The organism is Zhihengliuella sp. ISTPL4 (genome assembly GCF_002848265.1).
In the GTDB taxonomy this organism is placed as follows: domain Bacteria; phylum Actinomycetota; class Actinomycetes; order Actinomycetales; family Microbacteriaceae; genus Microbacterium.
In genome coordinates this window covers 789,765-807,647 of sequence record NZ_CP025422.1, presented here as the reverse complement: position 1 = coordinate 807,647, position 17,883 = coordinate 789,765, and the positions used below count along the sequence as shown (strand labels likewise).

Annotated in this window: 16 protein-coding genes; all 16 read right to left on the bottom strand. The window is 70.9% G+C overall.

Features of this window, described 5'->3' with window-relative positions:
* Positions 1–4 precede the first annotated feature (4 nt).
* The 16 genes from CYL12_RS03900 to CYL12_RS03825 all read right to left on the bottom strand — a co-directional run bounded on the left by CYL12_RS03900 (position 5) and on the right by CYL12_RS03825 (position 17,860).
* A complete protein-coding gene (locus CYL12_RS03900) occupies positions 5–1,393 on the bottom strand; it encodes an RsmB/NOP family class I SAM-dependent RNA methyltransferase (RefSeq protein ID WP_101848659.1) in 1,389 nt (462 codons plus the stop codon).
* Between the two features lie 71 nt (positions 1,394–1,464).
* Positions 1,465–2,385, bottom strand: coding sequence for a methionyl-tRNA formyltransferase (locus tag CYL12_RS03895; protein ID WP_101845702.1), 921 nt, complete (start codon positions 2,383–2,385; stop codon positions 1,465–1,467).
* Between the two features lie 18 nt (positions 2,386–2,403).
* Positions 2,404–4,362, bottom strand: a complete 1,959-nt coding sequence (locus CYL12_RS03890; RefSeq protein WP_101848658.1) for a primosomal protein N' family DNA-binding protein — start codon at positions 4,360–4,362, stop codon at positions 2,404–2,406.
* Positions 4,363–4,378: 16 nt separating this feature from the next.
* Positions 4,379–5,572, bottom strand: coding sequence for a methionine adenosyltransferase (gene metK, locus CYL12_RS03885; RefSeq protein WP_071328627.1), 1,194 nt, complete (start codon positions 5,570–5,572; stop codon positions 4,379–4,381).
* Positions 5,573–5,660: 88 nt separating this feature from the next.
* A complete protein-coding gene (gene rpoZ / locus CYL12_RS03880) occupies positions 5,661–5,915 on the bottom strand; it encodes a DNA-directed RNA polymerase subunit omega (RefSeq protein ID WP_025103490.1) in 255 nt (84 codons plus the stop codon).
* Positions 5,916–6,024: 109 nt separating this feature from the next.
* Positions 6,025–6,936 (bottom strand): guanylate kinase, encoded by a 912-nt coding sequence (gmk, locus tag CYL12_RS03875; protein ID WP_101845700.1) that lies wholly within the window; start codon positions 6,934–6,936, stop codon positions 6,025–6,027.
* Positions 6,929–7,774, bottom strand: a complete 846-nt coding sequence (gene pyrF, locus CYL12_RS03870) for an orotidine-5'-phosphate decarboxylase (RefSeq protein ID WP_101845698.1) — start codon at positions 7,772–7,774, stop codon at positions 6,929–6,931. Before pyrF ends, gmk begins: the two co-directional genes overlap by 8 nt.
* Positions 7,771–11,058: a carbamoyl-phosphate synthase large subunit gene (gene carB / locus CYL12_RS03865; RefSeq protein ID WP_101845696.1), complete on the bottom strand. Its 3,288-nt coding sequence runs from the start codon at positions 11,056–11,058 to the stop codon at positions 7,771–7,773. Before carB ends, pyrF begins: the two co-directional genes overlap by 4 nt.
* Complete coding sequence (carA, locus tag CYL12_RS03860; protein ID WP_101845694.1) at positions 11,058–12,236, bottom strand: glutamine-hydrolyzing carbamoyl-phosphate synthase small subunit; 1,179 nt, start codon at positions 12,234–12,236, stop codon at positions 11,058–11,060. The genes carB and carA overlap by 1 nt, the downstream gene beginning before the upstream one ends.
* On the bottom strand, positions 12,233–12,745 hold the full coding sequence (locus CYL12_RS03855; protein WP_101845692.1) for a PH-like domain-containing protein: 513 nt from the start codon (positions 12,743–12,745) through the stop codon (positions 12,233–12,235). Before CYL12_RS03855 ends, carA begins: the two co-directional genes overlap by 4 nt.
* Positions 12,742–14,046 (bottom strand): dihydroorotase, encoded by a 1,305-nt coding sequence (locus tag CYL12_RS03850; protein WP_101845689.1) that lies wholly within the window; start codon positions 14,044–14,046, stop codon positions 12,742–12,744. The genes CYL12_RS03855 and CYL12_RS03850 overlap by 4 nt, the downstream gene beginning before the upstream one ends.
* Positions 14,043–15,008: an aspartate carbamoyltransferase catalytic subunit gene (locus tag CYL12_RS03845; RefSeq protein WP_101845687.1), complete on the bottom strand. Its 966-nt coding sequence runs from the start codon at positions 15,006–15,008 to the stop codon at positions 14,043–14,045. The genes CYL12_RS03850 and CYL12_RS03845 overlap by 4 nt, the downstream gene beginning before the upstream one ends.
* Positions 15,005–15,535, bottom strand: a complete 531-nt coding sequence (pyrR, locus tag CYL12_RS03840) for a bifunctional pyr operon transcriptional regulator/uracil phosphoribosyltransferase PyrR (protein WP_101845685.1) — start codon at positions 15,533–15,535, stop codon at positions 15,005–15,007. Before pyrR ends, CYL12_RS03845 begins: the two co-directional genes overlap by 4 nt.
* A gap of 69 nt (positions 15,536–15,604) precedes the next feature.
* A complete protein-coding gene (locus tag CYL12_RS03835; protein WP_101845683.1) occupies positions 15,605–15,985 on the bottom strand; it encodes a type II toxin-antitoxin system VapC family toxin in 381 nt (126 codons plus the stop codon).
* Positions 15,982–16,239, bottom strand: coding sequence for a hypothetical protein (locus CYL12_RS03830; RefSeq protein ID WP_101845681.1), 258 nt, complete (start codon positions 16,237–16,239; stop codon positions 15,982–15,984). Before CYL12_RS03830 ends, CYL12_RS03835 begins: the two co-directional genes overlap by 4 nt.
* A 43-nt stretch (positions 16,240–16,282) precedes the next feature.
* A complete protein-coding gene (locus tag CYL12_RS03825; protein WP_101845679.1) occupies positions 16,283–17,860 on the bottom strand; it encodes a Rieske 2Fe-2S domain-containing protein in 1,578 nt (525 codons plus the stop codon).
* Positions 17,861–17,883 lie beyond the last annotated feature (23 nt).

The following is a 17,883-nucleotide window of genomic DNA, read 5'->3' as shown; positions in this document are numbered from 1 at the left end:
GGTCTCAACCTTCCTTCGGGGCTTCTGTCGCATCGCCGGGGCGCTGCAGGAGTGCGAGGAACATCGCGTCGGTGCCGTGGCGATGCGGCCAGAGCTGTGCGCTGCCGGTCTGCGAGCGGCCGTCGTCGGCGAGGTCGATCGGCGACTGGGCCACGCCCCGCAGCGCGGCGCGGGCGTCGAGTTCGACGAGCTCAGGACGCAGGCGCCGCACCTCCTCGACCACCGCCGTCGTCTCCGCGAGGTGGGGCGAGCAGGTGACGTATGCGACAATGCCCCCGGGCGCCAGAGCGTCCACGGCCGCAGTGAGCAGGCCGACCTGCAGCGGCACGAGCTCGGCGACGTCGGCCGGGGACTTGCGCCACCGAGCCTCCGGGCGCCGACGGAGGGCGCCGAGGCCGGTGCAGGGGGCGTCGACCAGGATCCGGTCGAACGCGCCGGGTCGCTCGGCGGCCAGCTCCCGGCCGTCGCGCTGGTGGACGGTGACGTCTCCCGGGACGGCTCGCAGGGCATTGCGCACGAGTCGGGCCCTGGTGGGCACGACCTCGTTGGCCTCCAGCACCGCGTCGTTCTCCCGGGCGACGGCGGCGAGCAGAGCGGTCTTCCCGCCGGGGCCTGCGCACAGGTCGAGCCACCGCTCCCCCTGACGGACCGGGGTCGCCGCGGTCAGCGCGAGCGCGACGAGTTGCGATCCTTCGTCCTGGACCCGGACGGCACCCTCGGAGGCGGTCAGCGCGAGACGCGGATCGCCTCCGGGAGACGCGAACGCCGTGGCGGCATACGGCCGGCGCGGCTCCTGCGGTTCCGCGAGCCCGGGAAGGGCGACCAGCGTGACCTCGGGCGAGACGTTGTCGGCCTCCAACAGGGCGTCCAGCTCCTCGACACGCCCCTCGGCAGCGAGGGCGCGACGCAGCGCCCGGATGATCCACACGGGATGCGCAGCCCGCAGCGCCAGCCGTTCGTCGTCCGACCGGGCCGCCGCCTCGATGCGCGCGAGCCACTCCTCCGGCGCCTCACGAGCGATCCGCCGCAGCACCGCATTGGCGAAGCTGGATGCGCCGCGGCCCGCGCCGAGCGCGACGAGGTTCACGGACTCGTTGACGGCCGCGTGCGAGGCGACCCGCGTGGCGAGGAGCTGGTGCACCGCGAGCCGGAGGGCGTCCAGCACGGCGGGATCGATCGCATCGGCGGGACGATCCGCGGCCGCGGCGATGATCGCGTCGTACGTGCCGCGGCGACGGAGTGTGCCGTAGGTCAGTTCCGTGGCCAGGGCCGCGTCCTGGGCGTCCAGTCGCGCCTCGGCGATTGCGGTCGGCAGGAGGAGGTTCGCGTAGGCGTCCGATTCCGACACCGCCCTGATCACGTCGTACGCCACGCGGCGTGCCGGCTGGACCATCCGGTCGGGGCCGCGGCCGTTCCGCGTCCGGTCCTCGCGCTGCGGGCCGTTGCCGGGGCGTCGCCGGTCGTTCACGAGCCGGCCACCGGAGTAGCGCCCTGCAGACCCCGCCACCAGTCGGCGGCGTTCATGGCTCCCTTGCCTGCCGGCTGCAGCCGGGTGACGGCCAGCGGCGACGTGGCCGTGCCGAACAGCACCTCGGATCGGGTACCCGCCATGACGCCCGGCGGCAGGTCCTCCGCCTCGGCCGCAGCGGGCCGCGCCTCGAGGATCTTCAGCCGCTGACCGTCGATCGTCGTGTGCGCGCCCGGCTCCGGGGTGACGCCGCGGAACCGGGCGTACACGACGTCGAACGGCTCGCGGAAGTCGAGAAGGCCGTCTTCGAGCGTCAGCTTGCCGGCGAAGGTCGGCTCGCCCTCCTGGGGAACGGCGCGGGCGCTGCCGTCGGCGATCGCGGCGACCACGTCGGCGGTGAGACCGGCACCGTCCAGAGCCAAGGCCTCCAACGCCTCGCCGGCGGTCGCCGTCGGCGGCAGGTCGACGGCGCGTGTGGCGAACACGTCGCCGGCGTCGAGCTCGGGCACGAGCTGGAACACACTCGCACCGAGGACGGGATCTCCCGCGATCAGGGCGCGCTGCACGGGGGCGGCGCCCCGCCAGGCCGGCAGCATCGAGAAGTGGAGATTGATCCATCCGGCGTCGGGCGTGGAGAGGAGCGGTTCGCGCACGAGCCCTCCGTAGGCGACGATCACGCCGAGTTCGGGCTGCAGCGCCGCGATCTCCGCCGTGGCGGCCTCGTCGAGTCGCGCGGCCGGGATGATGGGCAGCCCCAGTTCGGCCGCCGCCTGCGCGACCGGCGAGGGCGTGAGCACGCGCTTCCGTCCGAGCGGCGCGTCGGGCCGTGTCACGACGGCGGCGATGTCGTGCTCAGCGGCGAGGCGTCGCAGAGTGGGGACCGCGGCGGCGGGAGTGCCGGCGAAGACGAGGCGCATGAAGGTTCTCCGGGAGGGTCAGAGTTCTGGATCGAGGATATCGAGGCGGACCGAGAGCGTGCTGCGGGCGGCCTTGGTCCGGCCGCGGCGGCCGCTCACCGCCTCCGCCACGACGGAAGCACGGAGGGTGGTCGCGACGCGGCTTCCGGCGCCGTAGTCGAAGCGCACGAGCGCCCGGACCCGCGGCGGCACGTCGTCGGACTCGACGGGCACGGGACCGAGCACCGCGTCGGGGGGCAGCGAGAGCTCGGACAGGGCCTCCAGAGCACGCGCCACGGCGGCGGATGAGCCCTCCACGAGCGCGACGCGTGCGGTCGGCGGCATGTGCAGCGGTGCCCGCTGCTCCAGCTCGGTCCGCGCGTACGCGGCGTGGTTCCACGTGGCGAGGGCTCTGGCGACGGCGCCGTCGACGCCGACGAGGTGGACGGGAGCGCCGGGCGCGGCCAGGGCGGCGGCGTTCGACCACCACCGCAGACAGGCTTCGCCGATGCGCAGGTCCGGCGCCTGCAGCATGCGCGGGCCGTCGAGCAGGACGACCGCCCGGTAGCCGCCCTCCGCGAGAGGCTCCGCGCCGCGGGTGGCGACCACCAGCGCCGGTCGCGCATCGACGCGTTCGACCGGATGGCCGCTGTCCGCGACGATCACCCGGACACCCGGGAAGGCGCGGCCCAGCTCGTCGGCGGTCCGCTCGCTCCCGGAGGAGGCGAGCCGGAGACGGGTCGAGGAGCACGCAGGGCACGTCCATGCCCTGGCACCGCGGCCGCACCACCCGCACACGGGGACCGCGCCACGATGACGTGCGCCGAGAGGACCGCCGCAGTGCGGGCACCGGGCGGGCGCGCGGCAGTCGGCGCAGACGAGGGACGGTGCGAAACCGGGCCGCGAGACCTGGATGAGCACGGGTCCCTCCGCGGCCGCGTTCCGGGCGGCGAGGAAGGCGGACGACGGCATGCGCTGCGGCGTCGGCTGCTCCATCTCCTGGGGCGTGCTGAGCACCACCCGCGGCAGCACGCGTCGCGCCGCGCGGATGTCCTGCAGCCAGCCGTGTGCGACGAGCCGCTCGACCTCGGTCGTGCGCGTGTGACCGGCGAAGAGCAGGGCCGAGCCCTCCGCCTCCTGCCGCAGCAGCGCCGCATCCCGAGCGTGGACGTAGGGCGCGAGCGGCTCGCCCAGCAGGCTGTCGCCGTCGTCCCACACCGCCACGAGACCGGCGACGACAGGGGCGTACACGGCGGACCTGTTCCCGACGACGATGCAGGGCGCGTCCTCGAGCGTGCGCAGGAAGGAGCGGTAGCGATCCGGGTTGGTCTGCCGCGAGTCGTGCCGTGCGATGGCCTCCGGGGGGACGAACCCGTCGAGGGCCGCCAGGAGCCGATCGAGGTCGCGATGGTCGGGCACGACGAGGATGCTCGACTTCCCGGCCGCGAGCGTCGTCGCAGCGGCGGCGGCGAGCATCCGTGCCCAGCCCGGCGTGTCGTCGCTCAGCTGCGGGATGGCCTCGACGGCCGCGCGACCGCTCTCGTCGAGCACCGCCTGCAACCCGTTGTACAGTCCAACCACGGACGCAGCCGCGTCGCGCGCCTCGGGTTCGAGGACGGGCGTCGGAGCGTCCGCGGTCCAGGCCTTCTCGACGCGTACCTGCCGCTTCGGGATCACCAGCCGCAGCACGTCGGACGCCGACCCCGCGGCGCGATCCGCGACCCGCCGCGCCAGCCGGTACAGCCGATCCGGCAAGACGGGCACAGCGGACACGACGCTCTCGACCTCGGAGAGCGGCCGATCCGCGTCGTCCTCCACGTCCAGCTCGACGACGAACCCGTCGACCACCCGGCCGGCGGTCCGGAGGGGAACACGCACGCGGACCCCGGGCTCGACCGTGCCGAGTTCGGGAGGGAGGGCGTAGTCGAACAGGCGGTCGAGTTGCGGCAGCGGTGATTCGAGGAGCACCCGGGCGATGCGCCGGCTCTCCGGAGAGATCAGCACCGCGCCCCCGTCAGAGCCCGGCAGCGCGCCGCAGCTCCTCGGCCCGGTCCGTCCGCTCCCAGGTGAAGTCCGGCAGCTCCCGACCGAAGTGCCCGTAGGCCGCTGTCTGGGCGTAGATGGGCCGCAGCAGGTCGAGCTGCTCGATGATGGCCTGTGGCCGCAGATCGAACACCTCGTCGATGGCCCGCGTGATGACCTCGTCGGAAACCCGTCCGGTGCCGAAGGTCTCCACGTACAGGCCGACCGGGCGTGCGACGCCGATCGCGTAGGCGACCTGCACCTCGAGGCGATCGGCGAGCCCGGCGGCGACGGCGTTCTTGGCGACCCAGCGCGTCGCGTAGGCGCCGGAGCGGTCGACCTTCGACGGGTCCTTCCCGCTGAACGCCCCGCCACCGTGCCGTGCGGCGCCGCCGTACGTGTCGATGATGATCTTGCGGCCGGTGAGCCCGGCGTCACCCTTCGGACCGCCCGTGACGAACGGGCCGGCGGGGTTGATGTAGTAGGTCACGTCGTCGAGGTCGAGGCCGGTCGTGGCGAGGACCGGATCGATGACGTGCTCGCGGATCTGCGCCTTCAGGTCGTCCTGGGCGATGTCCGGGTTGTGCTGCGTGGACAGCACGACGGCGTCGACGGTCTTCGGGGTGAAGCCGTCGTAGCCGAGGGTGACCTGCGTCTTCCCGTCCGGGCGCAGGAAGGGCAGCAGCCCGCTGCGGCGCACCTCCGTCAGTCGCTCGGCGATGCGGTGCGCCGTCCACGCGGCCATCGGCATGAGCTGCGGCGTCTCGTTGGTGGCGAAACCGAACATGATGCCCTGGTCCCCGGCGCCGAGGCCGTCGAGCGGATCGACCGACGAGCCGTCGCGGTGCTCCTGGGCGTTGTCGACCCCATGCGCGATGTCCGTGGACTGCTCCCCCACCGAGACGCTGACGCCGCACGAGTCGCCGTCGAAGCCGGTGTCGGAGGACGTGTAGCCGATGCCGTTCACGACCTGCCGGACGATCGTCGGGATGTCGACGTAGGCGTCCGTGCGGATCTCGCCGGCCACGTGCACGAGCCCGGTGGTGACGAGCGTCTCGACCGCGACCCGGGAGCCCGGGTCCTTCGCGAGCAGTCCGTCGAGGATGCTGTCCGAGATCTGGTCGCAGATCTTGTCCGGGTGCCCTTCGGTGACGGACTCGGACGTGAACAGACGCAGCGCGCTCATCGATGCTCCAGAACGGGGACGGACGGTGGGAGGGTGTGGCACCCATTCTGGACCGCGCCACCGACGTCGCGGCGGCGCGGTCGTCGAGTCACTCCGCGTGACGCAGGCGGAGCTTGTCCTCGTTGATCTCGTGGAGGGCGATGGTGAGCGGCTTGTCCTCGACCGAGGAGTCGACGAGCGGGCCCACGTTGTCGAAGAGGTTTCCCTCGTGCAGGTCGGAGTAGTAGTCGTTGATCTGACGGGCGCGCTTGGCGGCGTAGATCACGAGCTCGTACTTGGAGTCGACGCGCTCCAGCAGGTTGTCGATGGGGGGATCGATGATGCCGTTGTTGCGTCCGGCCATGGGTGGACCTCCTGATCAGGCGACGGGATTCGCCGCGAAGACGGTGCTGCGGGCGCGCGACCCTTCGACGAGCTCAGGGACCGGCGTGGTGCTCGACCCTGGAATCAGGTCAGCGCGCAGAGCTTGTAGACAAGTCTACGACCTCACGAGCGGCGGTGGCGACGTCCTCATTCACGACGAGGTGGTCGAACTCGTTCTGCGCCGCCAGCTCGACCTTCGCCGTGCGCAGGCGACGGGCCCGTTCCTCGGCGTCCTCGGTGCCTCGTCCGACCAGTCGATGCACGAGTTCGTCCCAGCTCGGCGGCAGGAGGAAGATGAGCGTGGCCGAGGGCTCGGCCTCGCGCACCTGGCGCGCGCCCTGCAGATCGATCTCCAGCAGGACGGTCTTCCCCTCGGCCAGGGCGGCGTCGATCGGGGCGCGGGGGGTGCCGTACCGCGAGCGGTTGTGCACGACGGCGTATTCGAGCAGCTCGCCATCGGCGATCAGACGATCGAACTCGGCGTCGTCCACGAAGTAGTAGTGCACGCCGTCGATCTCCCCCGGGCGCGGGGGGCGGGTGGTGGCCGAGACGGAGAGGTGGATCTCAGGGTTGTTCTCCCGGATGTGCGCGGCGACGGTGCCCTTGCCGACCGCCGTCGGACCGGCGAGGACGAGGAGGCGGCTGCGCGCGTCGCGTGGGGCCGGCACCGGGAACCGCGTGTCCAGCCACTCCTCCAGCACCCGACGCTGACGGGCTCCGAGCCCGCCGAGCCGCTTGACCGGGGAGATGTGGAGCTGTTCCAGCACCCGGTCACGCTTGCCGGCGCCGATCGCGGGGAGGGCGAGCAGGAAGTCGGTGATGCGCATGGAACCCTCGACGGAATCGGGATCCTCCGTCGCCCGGCGCAGCACGGCCTGCGGGGTGATGACGCGCATCGTGAGGTCGCGCTTGAGCGAGGCTCTGGCACGTCGCCGCTCGACGGCGCGGCGGGCGGCGGCGGCCCTGTCGACTTCGGGGACGGTGCGGCGTTCCTCAGCCACGGCTGACCTCTCGATACTGGGCGGCACGGTCGGCGATCGTCTCGGCGAGGGCCGCCGGGCCCGCGGAGAGGAGGCTGCGGCTCTCGCTCGCGATCACCGAGGCGGCCTGGGGGCCGAAGCGGCGGGCGAGATCCGCGGGGGTGGCGCCCTGTGCGCCGAAGCCGGGGGCGAGGATCGGGGCGACGGGCGCGAACGGCGCGAGGCCGGCCTCCGCCGCGTCCACGGTGGCGCCGATGACGAAGCCGAAGCTCCCCCACTCCCCCGCGGGCGTCGCTGCGGCGTTCCGGACTGACACCTCGGCGACCACGGCCGCGGACACGGTCCCGCCGTCCGCGGTCGTCGCGCGCTGCAGCACGGTCGCCTCGGGGTTGCTGGTCGCCGCGAGGACGAAGAGCCCCTTGCCGTGCTCCTCGGCCAGGGCGAACGCGCCCTCCAGCGCACCGACGCCGAGGTACGGGTTCACCGTCAAGGCGTCCGCCTCCAGCGGCGCACCGGCGGGCAGCCAGGCCTGTGCGTAATCGGCCATCGTCGATCCGATGTCCCCGCGCTTGGCGTCGGCGATCACGAGCAGTCCGGCCGCCCGCGCGGCGGCGAGCACGTCCTCCAGCGCGGCGAACCCGGCGGCGCCGTACCGCTCGAAGAAGGACACCTGCGGCTTCACGACACCGACGCGACCGGCGGCCGCCTCGACGGTACGGAGCCCGAACTCCCGGACTCCGACGGCATCGGCGGTCAGCCCCCACGCCGCCAGCAGAGCGGCGTGGGGGTCGATGCCGACACAGAGCGGGCCGTGCGCCTCGAGGGCCGCGCGCGCCCGCTCGCCGAAGCGTGCCGTCATACCGCGGCCATCCGGTCCTGCGCGTACTCCTGCAGGCTCTTGACCTGGAAGCCCTCGTGCGCGGCGTCCATCCCGCTCACGGCCGCGCCGAGCACGGCGATAGTCGTGAAGAGCGCCTTGTCCGCGGCGACGGCGGCGGCGCGGATCTCGTAGCCGTCCGCACGGGCCGCCCCACCGGACGGGGTGTTCACGACGATGTCGATCTCCCCGTCGTTGATGAGGTCGACGATGTTCCGCGCGCCGCTCTCCTGGGTCTCGCTGTACTTCTCGACCACGGTGACGGCGATGCCGTTGCGCGACAGGATCTCCGCCGTGCCCTCGGTGGCCACGATCGTGAAGCCGAGCTGCTGCAGACGGTGTGCCGGGAGGATCACCGCACGCTTGTCGGAGTCGGCCACCGAGATGAACACGGTTCCCGACGTCGGCATGCCGCCGTAGGCCGCGGCCTGGGACTTCGCGAACGCGGTCGGGAAGTCGCGGTCGATGCCCATGACCTCACCCGTCGAGCGCATCTCCGGACCGAGGACCGAGTCGACGGTCTTGCCGTCGGCGGTGCGGAACCGCTTGAAGGGCAGCACGGCCTCCTTGACCGAGACCGGGGCGTCCAGCGGGACGCGCGAGCCGTCCTGCTCGGGCAGCATCCCCTCGGCGCGGAGCTCGGCGATGGTGGAGCCGGCCATGATGCGGCTGGCGGCCTTCGCCATCGGGATGCCCAGCGCCTTCGAGACGAACGGTACCGTGCGGCTGGCCCGGGGGTTGGCCTCGATGACGTAGAGGACGCCGGCGCTGATCGCGAACTGCACGTTCAGCAGACCGCGCACGCCGACGCCCTGCGCGATGGCGAGGGTGGCCTCGCGGACGCGGTCGACGTCGCTGCGGCCGAGCGAGACCGGGGGCAGCGTGCAGCTCGAGTCACCGGAGTGGATGCCGGCTTCCTCCAGGTGCTCCATGACGCCGCCGATGAAGAGGTCGGTGCCGTCGTACAGCGCGTCCACGTCGAGCTCGATCGCGTCGTCGAGGAAGCGGTCGACCAGGAGCGGCTTGCCCTCCTCGATCACGACCTCGCCCGCGGTCCGCACGAAGTAGTCGCGCAGCGCGTCGGTGCCGTAGACGATCTCCATGCCGCGGCCGCCGAGCACGAAGCTCGGGCGCACGAGCACCGGGTAGCCGATCTCCTCGGCGATGCGCACCGCGCCCTCCACGTCGATCGCCGTGCCGTTGCGGGGCGCGAGGAGTCCTGCCTCGTCGAGCAGTCGCGAGAACAGCTCGCGCTCCTCGGCCAGGTCGATGGCCTCCGGGCTCGTCCCCAGGACCGTGTAGCCGGCCGCCTCGATGCCCTTCGCGAGCCCGAGCGGGGTCTGGCCGCCGAGCTGGCAGACGACGCCGAGGATGGTGCCGCTGGCCGCCTCCGCGTCCAGGACCTCCAGCACGTCCTCGAGCGTCAGCGGCTCGAAGTACAGGCGGTCGGACGTGTCGTAGTCGGTCGACACAGTCTCCGGGTTGCAGTTGATCATGACGGTCTCGAAGCCCGCGTCGGACAGCGCGAACGAGGCGTGCACGCAGGAGTAGTCGAACTCGACGCCCTGACCGATGCGGTTCGGGCCGGAACCGATGATGACGACCTTGGTGCGCTCGGACGGCTCGACCTCCGTCTCGGCGTCGTAGCTCGAGTAGTGATACGGCGTCAGCGCGGGGAACTCGCCCGCGCACGTGTCGACCGTCTTGTACACGGGGCGGATGCCGAGACCGTGGCGCACGCCGCGGATCTCGACCTCGCTCTCGCCGCGGAGCTGCGCGATCTGCGCGTCGGAGAAGCCGTGCTCCTTGGCGTAGCGCAGGGTCGCGTCGTCCAGCTCGCCGGCGGTGCGGACGACCTCGGCGACCTCGTTGATGAGGACGATCTGGTCGAGGAACCAGGGGTCGATGGCCGTGGCCTCGAACGCCTGCTCGACGGTCGCGCCCTTGCGCAGCGCCTGCTGCAGGGTGACGATCCGCCCGTCCGTCGGCGTCTTCGCGATCTCCAGCAGCTCCTCGACGCTGCGCGGCTCCTCGCCCCAGTGGAAGCTGGAGCCCCGCTTCTCGAGCGAACGCAGCGCCTTCTGCAGCGCGGTGGCGTAGTTGCGGCCGATGGCCATCGCCTCGCCGACCGACTTCATGGTCGTGGTGAGGGTGGCGTCGGCGGCCGGGAACTTCTCGAACGCGAAGCGCGGGACCTTGACGACGACGTAGTCGAGCGTCGGCTCGAAGCTCGCCGGGGTCACGCCGGTGATGTCGTTCGGGATCTCGTCGAGGCGGTAGCCGAGAGCGAGCTTGGCCGCGAGCTTGGCGATCGGGAAGCCGGTGGCCTTCGACGCCAGGGCGCTCGACCGGGACACGCGCGGGTTCATCTCGATGACGATGATGCGCCCGTTCTCGGGGTTGACCGCGAACTGGATGTTGCAGCCGCCGGTGTCCACGCCCACCGCACGGATGATGTCGATGCCGATGTCGCGCATCTTCTGGTACTCGCGGTCCGTCAGCGTGAGCGCGGGCGCCACCGTGATCGAGTCGCCCGTGTGCACGCCGACCGGGTCGACGTTCTCGATCGAGCAGACCACGACCGTGTTGTCGGCGGTGTCACGCATGAGCTCGAGCTCGTACTCCTTCCAGCCGAGGATCGACTCCTCCAGGAGCACCTCGGTCGTCGGAGAGTCGCGCAGGCCGGCGCCGCCGATACGGCGCAGGTCCTCCTCGTCGTAGGCGAAGCCGGAGCCCAGACCGCCCATCGTGAAGGAGGGGCGCACGACCAGCGGATAACCGAGTTCGGCCGCGCCCGCGAGGAGGTCGTCCATCGAGTGCGCGATCACGCTGCGGGCGACGTCCGCGCCCGACTCGATCACGAGCTCCTTGAAGATCTGCCGGTCCTCGCCCTTCTTGATCGCGTCCACCTTCGCGCCGATGAGCTCGACGCCGTACTTCTCGAGGATCCCCTGCTCGTGCAGAGACATCGCGGCGTTGAGCGCCGTCTGGCCGCCGAGCGTCGGCAGGATCGCGTCCGGCTTCTCCTTGGCGATGATCGTCTCGATCACCGCGGGGGTGATCGGCTCGATGTACGTCGCGTCGGCGAAGTCGGGGTCGGTCATGATCGTCGCCGGGTTCGAGTTGACGAGGATGACCCGGACGCCCTCCTCGCGGAGGACGCGGCACGCCTGGGTGCCGGAGTAGTCGAACTCACAGGCCTGGCCGATGACGATCGGGCCGGAGCCGATGACGAGGACGGAGTTGATGTCGTCGCGCTTGGGCATTACTTTGCGTCCTTCTTGTTCGCGATGACCATGTCGCGGAAGCGGTCGAAGAGGTAGTTGGCGTCGTGCGGTCCGGCCGCGGCCTCGGGGTGGTACTGCACCGAGAAGGCGGGGATGTCGAGGGCGCGCAGGCCCTCCACGACGTTGTCGTTGAGGCCGACGTGGCTGACCTCGACCTTGCCGTAGCCGTGCGGGCTGTCGAAGGAGCCCTCGAGGGGCGCCTCGACGGCGAAGCCGTGGTTGTGAGCGGTGATCTCCACCTTGCCGGTCTGCTTGTCCAGCACGGGCTGGTTGATGCCGCGGTGACCGAACGGCAGCTTGTACGTGCCGAGGCCCAGCGCGCGGCCGAGGAGCTGGTTGCCGAAGCAGATCCCGAAGAACGGCAGGCCGTCGTCGAGGACCGCGCGGAGCAGTTCGACGTGGTCCCCCGAGGCCGCGGGGTCACCCGGGCCGTTCGAGTAGAAGACGGCGACCGGCTCGATCGCCCGGATCTCGTCGATGCCCACGTCCTGCGGGAGGACATGCACGTCGAAGCCGCGCGCCGCGAGGTTGTCGATCGTGGCCTGCTTCACGCCGAGGTCGAGAACCGCGAGGTTGCCGATGCGCTCCCCCACCGCCGAGGTCACGGTCGCGCTCTGGACGGACACCTGCGCGGAGAGGTTGAGACCGGTCATCTCCGGGGCCTCGCGGACGATGCGCAGCTGCTCCTCCGGGTCGAGCTCCGCGTCGGCGCCCGAGAAGATGCCGCCGCGCATGGAGCCGGCGGAGCGGATGTGGCGGGTCACCGCGCGGGTGTCGATGCCGCTGATGCCGACGATGCCGTCCTCGACGAGGACGTCATCGAGGGAGGCGTTCGCGCGCCAGTTCGAGACGACGCGCGAGGGGTCGCGCACGATGTAGCCGGCGACCCAGATGCGCCGGGACTCGGTGTCCTCGTCGTTCATGCCGGTGTTGCCGATGTGCGGGGCCGTCTGCAGGACGATCTGTCCGGCGTAGGACGGGTCGGTGATGGTCTCCTGGTATCCCGACATGCCGGTGGCGAACACGACCTCGCCGAGGGTGCGGCCGCGCGCGCCGTACGCACGACCGCGGTGACGGGTGCCGTCTTCCAGGACGAGGACGGCGGGATCGGGGAGGCGGGCCGCGGAGGCCTGCGGAGAGGAAGTCGAGAGGGTCATGACGAAGCTCCTGTGTCAGGGGCGGCGGGGATGAGCCGCTGCAGGTCGGAGATGAGGGTCGGGAGGTCGCCGCCGGTGAGGCGCAGATAGCTGTCGACGACGGTCGCGTCGTCGACGTGCCACGAGATGCGCACGAGTCCGCCGGACTCCACGACGCGATCGATGGTGACGGTCGCGCGGTCGACGGAGACGAGGCGGTCGGCGGCCAGGAAGACGGTGGGGGCACCGTCCAGGGCCAGCGCGATGCCGCGGTCGGTCACGGCCAGCTCGCCGCGTGCGCGGAACGCCAGCGGGGTGATCGCGAGCCGTTCGAGGGGCTGCTCGTGCCGAGTGGTGGACACGTAGAGCACCTCGTCGCGGCGCGTCACCTCCGCGTGCTCCGGCACCCCGAGCGGGGCCGTGTACGCGGCATCGCGCCGCACTCGTCGTCGCCAGGCGAACAGCATCGACAGCAGGATCAGCAGCGCGACGGCGATGATGATCGCGACCGCGAGGTCCCGTGCGCTCATGCGCCGAGCTCCTCGACGACGGTGCCGCCGTCGACCGTGAGGACGCCGCCGTGCACGGTGTACTCCACGCGTCCCGGAAGGGCACGGCCGAGGTACGGGGAGTTCTCGCTGCGTCCGTGCAGGTCGGCGGTGGTGAACACGCCGTCGATCGCCGGGTCGTACAGCGTGATGTGCGCGGGCTGCCCGGCTTCGAGCGGCGTGCCGTGGCCGGAGAGCCGTCCGATCCGGGCGGGCGTCGCGCTCATGACGCGGGCGACATCGGCCCACGTGAGCAGCCCGGACTGCACCATCGACTGGTGCACGACCCGCAGGGCGCTCTCCAGGCCGACCATGCCGTTCGCGGCGGCCTGCCACTCGCACGCCTTGTGCTCGCTGGGGTGCGGTGCGTGGTCGGTGGCGACGATGTCGATCGTGCCGTCGGCGAGGCCCTCCCGGACCGCGAGGACGTCCTCCTCGCGGCGCAGCGGCGGGTTGACCTTGAACCGCGCGTCGTAGCCACGGACGAGTTCGTCGCTGAGGAGCAGGTGGTGCGGCGTGACCTCCGCCGTGACGTTGACGCCGCGCTTCTTGGCCCAGCGGATGATGTCGACCGAGCCGGCCGTCGAGAGGTGGCACACGTGCAGCCGCGAGCCGACGTGCTCGGCGAGGAGCACGTCGCGGGCGAGGATGGACTCCTCGGCGACCGCCGGCCACCCGGCCAACCCGAGCTCGGCCGACACCGTGCCCTCGTTCATCTGGGCGCCCTCGGTGAGCCGCGGGTCCTGCGCATGCTGGGCGATGACGCCGTCGAAGGACTTCACGTACTCCAGCGCCCGGCGCATGATCAGCGGGTCCCACACGCAGAAGCCGTCGTCGCTGAAGACCCGCACCTGGGCACGGGAGGTGGCCATGGCGCCGAGCTCGGCGAGGCGCTCGCCCTTCTGCCCCACGGTGACGGCGCCGATCGGCTGCACCGTCGCGTAACCGGCCGCCTCGCCGAGGGCGAGCTCCTGCTCGACCACGCCCGCCGTGTCGGCGACCGGGGACGTGTTCGGCATCGCGAACACGGCGGTGAACCCGCCCGCGGCGGCCGCCCTGGTGCCGGTGAGGATCGTCTCGGAGGCCTCGAACCCCGGTTCGCGCAGGTGGGTGTGCAGGTCGACGAGACCCGGCAGCGCGACCAGGCCCGCGGCGTCGATCACGCGCGCGCCGGTGCGGGTGAGGCCCGTCCCGACCTCGGCGATGACGCCGTTCTCGATGATGATGTCGGCGCCGTCCGCGCCGAGCAGCTGTGCACCGGTGATGACGAGGGTCTCGCTCACAGGTCTCCCCCTCGTTCGTCGTCTCGTTCTCCTGCCAACAGCAGGTACAGCACCGCCATGCGCACGGAGACCCCGTTCGACACCTGTTCCAGCACCGTCGAACGGGGGGAATCGGCCGCTTCGGAGGAGATCTCCAGTCCCCGGTTCATGGGCCCGGGGTGCAAGACAATGCTACCGTCCGGCAGAGCGGCCACGCGCCGTGCGTCCAGGCCCCACCGGCGTGAATACTCCCGCTCAGTCGGGAAATACGCCGCGTTCATCCGCTCGAGCTGGATGCGCAGCATCATCACGGCGTCCGGCCCCTCCGCGAGGGCGTCGTCCAGGTCGTAGACCACGCGGACCGGCCACAGGGACACGTTCTGCGGAACCAGGGTCGGCGGCGACACGAGCGTGACCTCGGCGCCGAGCGTGGTGAGCAGCCAGACGTTGGAGCGCGCCACCCGGGAGTGAAGCACGTCGCCGACGATCGTCACCCGGAGACCGGAGAGATCGCGTCCGCGGCTGTCCGCACCGAAGCGACGCTTGCGGATGGTGAAGGCGTCGAGGAGCGCCTGGGTGGGGTGCTCGTGGGTGCCGTCGCCCGCGTTCACGACGCCGGCGGAGATCCATCCGCTCGTGGCCAGGGTCTGCGGGGCGCCGGAGCCGGGGTGCCGCACGACGACCGCGTCGGCACCGATGGCTTCGAGCGTCTGCGCGGTGTCCTTGAGGCTCTCACCCTTGGAGACGCTCGATCCCTTGGCGGCGAAGTTGATAACGTCGGCGGACAGGCGCTTTGCCGCGGCCTCGAACGAGATGCGGGTGCGCGTGGAGTCCTCGAAGAAGAGGTTCACGACGGTCTTCCCGCGGAGCGTGGGAAGCTTCTTGACCTCGCGGGACTGGGTGTCGGCCATGTCCTCCGCGACATCGAGGATGCGCAGGGCGGTGGCTCTGTCGAGCGTGCGGGTGTCGAGGAGATGCCTCATTCGCCGATCGTCACCTCCTCGGTGCCGTCGTTCTCGAACAGACGCACGTTGACGCGCTCCGTGCGCGCGGAGGGGATATTCTTGCCCACGAAATCCGGGCGGATGGGAAGCTCCCGGTGTCCGCGGTCGATGAGGATCGCGAGCCGCACGATGGCGGGACGGCCGATCGACTGCAGGGCGTCGAGCGCGGCGCGGATGCTCCGGCCGGAGAACAGGACGTCGTCGACGAGGACGACCGTCTTCCCGTCGATGCCGCCCGCGGGGATCTCCGTCGGCTGCGGCGATCGCGTCGGGTGCTTGGCGAGGTCGTCACGGAAGAGCGTCACATCGAGGGAGCCGACCGGGACGGAAACCTGCGCGATCTCGCTGATCAGCGCGGCGAGCCGGTGGCCCAGCGTGACGCCGCGGGTCGGAATGCCCAGCAGGACGAGGTCGTCGGCCCCGCGATTGGACTCGAGGATCTCGTGCGCGATCCGGGTCAGCGCTCGTGAGATGTCGGCTTGGTGCAACACAGTGCGCACACTCATCAGCCGCTCCCTTCTCCGCCTCACAGGACGGTGTTAAAGGTTGCTTGTGATTGCAGTCTATCGGAGGGATCAGACGCCGACGACCTCGACACCGCGCTCTCTGGCGACCGTCGCGAGACGACGGTCGAAGGTGGCGAGAGTCGCTCCGAACGCCTCCGCCGTGACCAGCACCGCGCAGTCCGGGAGCTTCAGGGACGTCGCGGCACGGAGCCGCGCGATATGGACCGGTTCGTCGACCGTCTCCTCCCGGCGCAGCAGCCCGAGAGAGTCGATCTTGGCGAGATCAGCGAGCTCTGTGCCCATCCGCGCCGGATGCACGAGCGCCTCCGCGAGGGTGATCGGGTGGATCAGAAGGTCTTCTTCGGTATCGAGGATCTCGAACGCCGCCTCCTGGTGGACATCGTCCGTGGAAAGGTGCGCGATGAGCACACCGGCGTCCACGACGATCACTCCGGCCAGTCCTTCCGGAGAGCGTCGAGATACCCCGGTGGATAGGCGATCGACCCCCGCGTCGCCTCGAGCGCCGCGCGCCGGGTCGCGCGCCGGTGGGATCCTCGCTCCGCGAGCCTCTCCGCCCCCAGCAGGGCGAGCCGCGCCACCTGCTCCGACTTCGGAACGCCTGGCCACTCGCTTTCGGCAAGCTCCAGCGCTTCGCGCAGCGCGGCGGTCTGCGTCACCTGGATACGGGTCAGAGCGGTCGGCACCGGCTCAGAGTACCACCGGAACGGCGGAGTGGTACAGGCGCACTCAGCTCGCCTCGCGGAGCACCGGATCCGTCACGTCGTCGATCTTCGAGGAGCGGATCGGGTGGCCGCTCGTGGAGAGGCAACGCCCGGTGTTCAGGTCCCACTTCCAGTCGTGCATGCTGCACGTGAGGATGCCGTCCTCGTCGACCTTCCCCGTCTTGGTGAGGTCGGCGCGCAGGTGCGGGCAGCGGCGCTGGACGACCCAGTCGCCGATCTCCGCGTCCTCGGTCTGGTCGGTCTGCTCCTGGTACCAGTTCTCGACGTACTCGATCCGGTCGACGGAGAGGCACTTGAGGAAGGTGGTGAGGAACTCGTTGAACTTGCCGCTGCGGCCGACTGAGAACTGCATTGACAGGAAGATCGAGTTCGACCAGTCGATCTCGTGGTCGCGGATGTTCGTCGAGACGAGGTCGGCCGGGATCGTGTACCAGTACACGCACTCCTCGCCCGCGTACTCGCGGACCTTGGCGCGCGGGAAGTCGACCACCATGTCCAGCTCCCCGATGCGGAAGCGGACGTGCCCGCCGACACCGAGGCGGATGGTGCGCGACTTCTTCAGCAGCGGCTCCCACCACTCCTTAATCGCCGCCAGCATCTCGTCGGGCGGGATGATCTCGGCGCGAGACGCCTCCTCGTCGCGGATCTCCTTCTGGCGGCTCGCGCGCTGCTCCTCCAGGTACTCCCACTTCTCGTCGAAGATGTGGGCGAGCTCGGCCTCGGTGTAGAGCGTCTGCTCGGTGGTCACCGCACCGCCGTCGATCGTGACGAGCGTGCCGGGGACGAAGAGCTGCCCGTCGTACTTCGGGGCCAGCTCCTTCATGTGCGCGATGAACTGCTTCTGGTCCGTGAAGATGGACTCGCCGTTGCGGCCCATCCCGTTGAAGTCGAAGAGGTCGTCGCGGAGGAACATGGGCGGACCCGCCATCGGGAAGACGTGCGGAGCGTCGACCTTCTCGATGTAGTACATCGCGCGCTTGTTCTGCGCCTCGCGCTTGAGGCGGGCGAAGTTCTGCTTCGCATCCAGCGGGAGATCGTAGACCATGGGCCACCAGATCGCTCCGGAGACCTGCGTGAAGTAGGCGTCGGGCTTCCCGAAGTGCAGGAGCTTGTCGAGGTCGAGCGGGTGCGAGTCGTTCTGGTTCAGCATCGATCCGGTGCCGTCGTCCACGCTGAGCGACGAGTCGCCGATCGGGCCGTCGCTCGGCGCGCGCAGCGGGGTGATCATCATCTTGAGCGCCCCGCGCTCGATGATCTCGCCGGCGGGCGCGTAGGTGATGTTCGTGTAGCCGAGCGCCCGGATGTCCTGCTCCAGGTCGTCGATCGGATACTCGGGCAGGAGCACCTCGATGTCCTTGCGGATGTACCGCTCCAGCAGCGCCGGATCGAAGTGGTCCCGGTGCCGGTGCGAGATGTAGAGGAAGTCGGCTTCGCGGCCGTAGCGCTCCCAGTCGAGGCCACGGTTGTCCGGGAACGGGAACCAGGACCCGAAGAAGGACGGGCCGAGCACCGGGTCGCAGATGATGTTGCCACCCACCGTCTCGATGAACATGCCGGCGTGGCCGAGTCCCGTGATCCGCATTGCATTCCTCTCGAAGATGAACC

Bases quoted from the DNA above. Each gene is read 5' to 3' on its own strand.
- CYL12_RS03900 (WP_101848659.1), bottom strand. From the start codon at position 1,393: ATGGTCCAGCCGGCACGCCGCGTGGCGTACGACGTGATCAGGGCGGTG.
- CYL12_RS03895 (WP_101845702.1), bottom strand. From the start codon at position 2,385: ATGCGCCTCGTCTTCGCCGGCACTCCCGCCGCCGCGGTCCCCACTCTG.
- metK (WP_071328627.1), bottom strand. From the start codon at position 5,572: ATGAGCGCGCTGCGTCTGTTCACGTCCGAGTCCGTCACCGAAGGGCAC.
- rpoZ (WP_025103490.1), bottom strand. From the start codon at position 5,915: ATGGCCGGACGCAACAACGGCATCATCGATCCCCCCATCGACAACCTG.
- pyrF (WP_101845698.1), bottom strand. From the start codon at position 7,774: ATGACGGCACGCTTCGGCGAGCGGGCGCGCGCGGCCCTCGAGGCGCAC.
- carB (WP_101845696.1), bottom strand. From the start codon at position 11,058: ATGCCCAAGCGCGACGACATCAACTCCGTCCTCGTCATCGGCTCCGGC.
- carA (WP_101845694.1), bottom strand. From the start codon at position 12,236: ATGACCCTCTCGACTTCCTCTCCGCAGGCCTCCGCGGCCCGCCTCCCC.
- CYL12_RS03855 (WP_101845692.1), bottom strand. From the start codon at position 12,745: ATGAGCGCACGGGACCTCGCGGTCGCGATCATCATCGCCGTCGCGCTG.
- CYL12_RS03845 (WP_101845687.1), bottom strand. From the start codon at position 15,008: ATGAGGCATCTCCTCGACACCCGCACGCTCGACAGAGCCACCGCCCTG.
- pyrR (WP_101845685.1), bottom strand. From the start codon at position 15,535: ATGAGTGTGCGCACTGTGTTGCACCAAGCCGACATCTCACGAGCGCTG.
- CYL12_RS03825 (WP_101845679.1), bottom strand. From the start codon at position 17,860: ATGCGGATCACGGGACTCGGCCACGCCGGCATGTTCATCGAGACGGTG.